Genomic DNA, 5,481 nt, shown 5'->3' with positions numbered 1-5,481 from the left:
AAGGCTGGATTAAAGCTGTAGGCAGGATAAGAGTCGTAATAATTAATACTTAAAACCTGGGTAACGTTGGTGGGAGTGGAAAGCTTGGTTAGTATACAGGCATACCGTTTACGGTAAATCCGGCAGCAGCAGTCTTAGTCTCATATAAATTAGTATTGACATTGATACTTTTTTGCATTGATGCTCTGCTCGCTGCATTATTGGGAATTCCCAGCTACCACACGAATCCTTTCGTGTGGTTAAAAAACTCTTTATACCCATTCTAAAATAACACTATCCTCTCCAAAGAATAGTTTACTGAATTATTAATATAAAGTCACACGATACAATCGTGCGGGAGCGGGGTTAGATAATTTATATTTTTAAATTAAAAGCTACCAGATCAGTGATCGGTAGCCATGCTAATTTATTTAGTAATTATACTTTCTTTTTCTTTATATCGTGTAAGGATTAAAATACCTTCATAATTATCTCTTTTTGTTCCTTGTAAAATTATAGTGTCTTTATTGTAGAAAAGAACTTTCCTATTTTCTTTGTGATAACTTTTAGTAGTAGGATTAAATACAGTTTCAATGCTAACAACCGAGTCATTAATAATAAACCATTTTTCAGGATTATACATATTATCCTTGGGAATTCTATCTAAGTTTTTAGTGGTTGAATTATTTATATACTCAATTTGTTTTCCATCTGAAAAAAAATTACTTACTCGATATGGATAAAATGAATGAGCACTATCAATACTATATATATACCATTTTTTTCCGTTTTCACTTGAAAAAACATCTCTTAACTTTGAATCTTTATCTTTTTGACAAGAAAAAAGTAAAAGTAAAAGTAAACTAGTCTTGAGGATTCTTAATGTCTTCATATGGTTTTGATGGATAAGTGTTATTTCCTACTTGAATTGTAATAGTTGTGTTTGTTGGCATCTGATTTCCGCCACTATAAGGTATAATAGTTACACTCCCTGTGTTTTCACTATTGTATTCATTAATCATATTCATGTGATTTGTTCCATAGCTGGATTCCTTTTGAGCTGCATTTAGAACATGTCTTGCAAAACTCGCAGCCTGCCCAAATCTATATCCTTCTGTGGCCTTACCAAAATCAGGATTTCTTGCTTCATTTAAATAAACCTTGGAATGTAACTCAAAAGTATATTGTCCCGTAAAAGATTCATTTTTGTGTCCTAAAGCTCCTCCCTCATGATTTAAAGTAGATCTTATATTATATGCATTGTCATAAGTTCCCTTTGTCAAATATTTAATGTTAAAGAAAATATTTCCAGTTTCATTACTTGTATTCGCAGCTCCTCTTGCTCCTCTATATACTCCTGTATATCCTGATATTCCTTTTTCTCCAGCATAATGAGCCAATACTTTTGAAACAGCTCTAGTTGTACCTCGACTACTATAATCTAGCTGAGATAATTTTGCTGCTCCTGTATCTCCTTTTAAATCAGACAATTTTGTTGCAGAACTATTAGTATGCACAATAACATTATTTGTTTTTTTATTATCTGTACCAATATAGCGTCCATATTTATTAAAATGATCATCAAGTGGAGCTCTACCATCAGGATCAATAAATCTCATTGGATTATCAAATGCATAATTATATGGAGACCATTTTCTCATCTTTTCCGCAAGCGGATCTACAACACCCCATCTTCCAATATCCGGCATATAAAATCTTGCTCCATAATCATACATTCCCGTCTCTTGCAATTCCTTACCATTGTACTTATAACTATAATACCCTCCAAAATTAGAACTGCTAAGCATCCCTTCAATATGATTCAATCCAAATGGATAATAATTGTTGGTATCTGTAACTTCAAGAACACCTTCGCTGTTTTTGGAAAAGCTTACCCTGGCATTCCCAAGGTGATCTCTGTATTGGTAAATATAACGGTTTTCTGTGAAACTGTAAAATCCTTCTGCTGTGGGGAAGAATTTTAATGTAGAATTTACATACTGAAAACCATCCAGGTAATCGTTTGTTTCTGTACCGAAAACCTTTCTTACCTTCACGTCGTCTGCTCTGTAAATATAATCTGTTACTTTGGAGTTTTGGGCAACTTTTCCTAGTAAATTTAGATAATTATATTGGATGAGAAGTATAATTATTAGAACTTATTTATGCACACAAAAACCACTGCAAAAATAGCAGTGGTTATTATTTCACCACACGAAAGGATTCGTGCGGTAGCCGAGGTTTGAAGGCATTTCTTAAACGGCTTCAGACAGTTTACGAAATGGCTATAACCAATTAATGAGCAGCTGCAGACACTTTCTATAGCGGCCAAAAGTACTTCCGAAGCTGCTGAAGACAGTTGATACACCAGTTCCCAGCACTTTAACAGATATAACAGGATATTTTACCGGATATTTTTAACCTTTACTTTACAGAATGTATTATCTTTGAGTCTTCACAAATTGATTAAAGAATGGACTACAAAATACATCAGGGAAGAAATGTAAAACGTTTCAGAGAAATGCTGGGCATCAAGCAGGAAGCATTGGCGATGGATCTGGGCGAAGACTGGAACCAAAAGAAAATTTCTTTACTTGAACAAAAGGAAACCATTGAAAACCAGCTGCTGGAAAAAATATCCGAAGTACTGAAAATTCCTGTAGAAGCTTTTCAGAATTTTGACGAGGAGCAGGCTGTGAATGTTATTGCTAATACCTTTGGAGAAAACGGTATTGGATATCAAAGAAATGATAATCCTATATTCAATCCAATAGAAACTATCCTTAAACTTCACGAAGAAAAGATAGCTTTGTATGAACGTATGCTGAAGGAAAAGGATGAAATGATGAGCAGGCTGGAAAAGCTGCTTGAAAAGTAAGAGCGTTTATAAGAAATATGCTTTTAATAAAACGAAAAGAGGCTGTCCAAACTTTTTGGACAGCCTCAATTTTTGCTGATTTTATTCGTACCCTTATACAGGAGTATATGAATATTTGATTCTCAGAGGGTGTATTCGACTTTTAGGACACTCTCTTTGTTTATCTGCCACACGATACAATCGTGCGGGAGCAGGGATTACACCTCAAACACAGATATATCATTAAAAAGTAATAACTTTTTTAGAAAATTTATAATTCCTGAATCCTTTTTCGTTTGCAATTATATCATATTCTTTTGTATATTTTGGTAATACTTTAAATGTTTCTTCCCTCATTTTACTAAAATATAGATGAAGATACTTTTTATTAATTTTATTTGATATAGGAATATCCTTTAATGTCACCCTAGTTTTGCCTTTAGGTAATATAAAAAGAGAAAATGATTCATTCGTATTTTGTATAGAAGGATCGTTCATAATAGAATCTTTGGTATGATTAATACTGTCTTTAAGAAAAAAATTATAGTCAATAATAGTTTCCTTATCGTTTTCAATTATTTTGGGGTAAGCTTCTTTTTCTTCAAATCCATGATAATTATATAACATTACATATCTATTATCACTATTATTATCTACTAAAATTGAAATATTATGTAATGCCTTTTTCTTTTCAACTGATAAAACTTTAACGGAAAGCTTATCATCTCTATCTTTTTCATTCATGATTTTATCTTTCTTGCATGAAAATAAAACCATAAACAGTATTATTATACTTTTACCTAGTTCGACCTCTAAAAACTTCATATGATGCTCTTGATTTTAGTCCATGTTCTTTTCTTATTTTATTTTCTGAATATCCATCCTTACCTATAAATCCAGGAAATCCAGATGCTCTAAATTCAGATTTAGGATGTGTCTCAATTAGCCTTATTCCTTTTAAGTCTGAATAACTATGCTCAGCCTCTGTTTTATTAAGTGTACCGTCAAAATGATCTTTAACATGTATTAATTCATGCCCTAGTACAATAAAGTTTGGTGATGTTTCGTACATAGTCTTTCCATCTTTTTCAAAAACTCTCATATCCTGTTTTCCAGTAGGATTAAATATTACTTCGGAATCTGTTCCTACGCCATTTGATGCTAATTTCTTATTTTTGGCTGTAGCAAAACTAGCATCCCCAATTCTTATATCAACATTATGTTCATCAGTTATTAAATCTCTTATTAATTGAGTTCCATTTTCATAATTTCCATTTTTTTCAAACTTGTCTATTACAACATGTGTTTTTCCATTAACACCTTTAACAGTGGTTAGCTTATCTCTAGTCAGCTTTTGAAGGTTTGCCATTATAGCATCAATGCCTTTTTGATCAGTTCCGCTTGGAATAGTAATATCCTTATTTTCCCTTCCATCCGGGTCAATAAATCTTATAGGATTATTAAATGCATATGTGTAAGTACTCCATCTTCTGGAAGTTTCCGCCAGCGGATCCACCACACCCCATCTTCCAATATCCGGCATATACATCCTCGCTCCATAATCATACATTCCGGTCTCTTGCAACTCCTTACCGTTGTACTTATAACTGTAATACCCTCCAAAATTAGAACTGCTAAGCATCCCTTCAATATGATTCAATCCAAATGGATAATAATTGTTGGTATCTGTGACTTCAAGAACCCCTTCGCTGTTTTTGGCAAAGCTTATCCTGGCATTCCCAAGATGATCTCTGTACTGGTAAATATAGCGGTTTTCTGTGAAACTGTAAAATCCTTCAGATGTAGGGACAAAATCAAGCTTCCATTGTGGAGTTCCACCAATGCCCGGAAAAGTATTGAGTTTTTTATATGCCTGTTCCTCAAAAGCTGTTTCAGTACGACATTCAAGGCATATTCCGCCACCTTCTCTGTAAGAGTACTGGAAGCCATCCAGATAATCAGTCATAATAGTCTTCGTCAGCCCACGTGGAGGAGCACTGGAATACGTTTTGCGAAGTTTTGTACCATCTGCACGGTAGAGATAATCCAAGCTACTATTTGAAGTCTGCCCATTTCCAAACAAATCTGGTTGGGTGATAAAAAAACTTCTGGGGAGATTAAGGTAGTTGTAAACGATGCTTTGAATCCCCTTATCCTTCATATTGATCATATTTCCGTTAGAATCATAATCTATGATATTATTTCCGCCTTCATAGCCGGAATCGTTTAATGAGCTTTCAATGATCTGATTCAAACGGTTGCCGGTATATTTATACTCAAGATTATCTACCACAGTAGAGGTTGAACCGTAAACAGGAATCGCGTTTCTTTTTAAGAATGTGATATTTCCGTTGACATCATAGCTCAAACGTTCATCAAAATTCTTGTTATGCGGATTGGTTGTCTCCGGTTCTGCATATTCAGCATCTGTTAATCTGTTTAGCTTATCATAAGTGTAATTATATCTTTTCAGGTTATTGACTGTTGACATATTCCAGTCTATTTCTGCAATATTCCCATTATATCTGCCGGGAGAAATATCTGAATAGACAGGGTTGGTATATTTTACTTTATACCCAAATAGCTTTCCATTTAAAACGGCAGGATCATTAATCTGGGTCATCCAGCCCCGGATATTATACTTG

General features: G+C 33.9%; 5 protein-coding genes. 1 reads left to right on the top strand and 4 read right to left on the bottom strand.

All coding sequences use genetic code 11. The annotated features are described in order from the left end of the window. Positions 1 to 406: 406 nt before the first annotated feature. Together EK417_RS17355 and EK417_RS21665 are read right to left on the bottom strand one after the other, a co-directional pair. The gene (locus EK417_RS17355) at positions 407 to 871 is read right to left on the bottom strand and encodes a hypothetical protein (RefSeq protein WP_136522875.1); all 465 of its coding nucleotides are present in this window, start codon (positions 869 to 871) and stop codon (positions 407 to 409) included. Next, positions 843 to 2,036 (bottom strand): RHS repeat-associated core domain-containing protein, encoded by a 1,194-nt coding sequence (locus EK417_RS21665; RefSeq protein WP_317129518.1) that lies wholly within the window; start codon positions 2,034 to 2,036, stop codon positions 843 to 845. Before EK417_RS21665 ends, EK417_RS17355 begins: the two co-directional genes overlap by 29 nt. A 416-nt stretch (positions 2,037 to 2,452) precedes the next feature. Here EK417_RS21665 and EK417_RS17345 point away from each other — a divergent pair, with 416 nt between their 5' ends. Continuing rightward, positions 2,453 to 2,857, top strand: a complete 405-nt coding sequence (locus tag EK417_RS17345) for a helix-turn-helix domain-containing protein (protein ID WP_136522874.1) — start codon at positions 2,453 to 2,455, stop codon at positions 2,855 to 2,857. Between the two features lie 222 nt (positions 2,858 to 3,079). On the opposite strand, the gene EK417_RS17340 is transcribed toward EK417_RS17345, so the two are convergent. Together EK417_RS17340 and EK417_RS17335 are read right to left on the bottom strand one after the other, a co-directional pair. Continuing rightward, entirely contained in the window at positions 3,080 to 3,580 is a 501-nt protein-coding gene (locus EK417_RS17340; protein ID WP_136522873.1) for a hypothetical protein, read from the bottom strand. A 52-nt stretch (positions 3,581 to 3,632) separates the two neighbouring features. Further along, positions 3,633 to 5,481, bottom strand: a 1,849-nt coding sequence (locus EK417_RS17335) for an RHS repeat-associated core domain-containing protein (RefSeq protein ID WP_262709830.1), incomplete at its 5' end; no start/stop codon positions are given.

It is taken from the genome of Chryseobacterium candidae, assembly GCF_004916905.1.
Taxonomy (GTDB): Bacteria; Bacteroidota; Bacteroidia; order Flavobacteriales; family Weeksellaceae; genus Chryseobacterium; species Chryseobacterium candidae.
This window is presented reverse-complemented; position numbering and strand designations above follow the sequence as displayed.

Excerpts from the sequence above, each read along its gene's own strand:
- EK417_RS17345 (WP_136522874.1), top strand. The coding sequence starts at position 2,453 with ATGGACTACAAAATACATCAGGGAAGAAATGTAAAACGTTTCAGAGAA.
- EK417_RS17355 (WP_136522875.1), bottom strand. The coding sequence starts at position 871 with ATGAAGACATTAAGAATCCTCAAGACTAGTTTACTTTTACTTTTACTT.
- EK417_RS17340 (WP_136522873.1), bottom strand. The coding sequence starts at position 3,580 with ATGAATGAAAAAGATAGAGATGATAAGCTTTCCGTTAAAGTTTTATCA.